Origin of the sequence: Corallococcus sp. AB049A, from assembly GCF_003668885.1 — a bacterium.
Lineage (GTDB): Bacteria > Myxococcota > Myxococcia > Myxococcales > Myxococcaceae > Corallococcus > Corallococcus interemptor.
Genome location: NZ_RAWL01001508.1, coordinates 1 through 263, shown reverse-complemented (window position 1 = coordinate 263; position 263 = coordinate 1). Strand labels below are relative to the sequence as shown.

Genomic DNA, 263 nt, shown 5'->3' with positions numbered 1-263 from the left:
GTGGACCCGGCCACCTGGCGCCACCTGGCCCAGGCCCCGCGTCCGCGCGTCTTCAACGTCTACGGCCCCACCGAGTGCACCGTCGACGCCACTGCCTGCGCTTTCGACGCCTCCCCCACTCCCACCATCGGCCGGCCCCTGCCCAACGTGCGCGTCTACGTGCTGGACCGCACGCTGCGCCCGGTGCCCGTGGGCGTCGCCGGTGAGCTCTTCATCGGCGGCGAAGGCGTCGCTCGTGGCTACCTCAACCGGCCGGAGCTGAC

1 protein-coding gene is annotated in these 263 nt (G+C 73.4%); it reads left to right on the top strand.

Annotated elements, in window-relative coordinates:
• The coding region (locus D7X55_RS42770; protein WP_147470576.1) for an AMP-binding protein at positions 1-263 on the top strand (263 nt) is incomplete at both ends.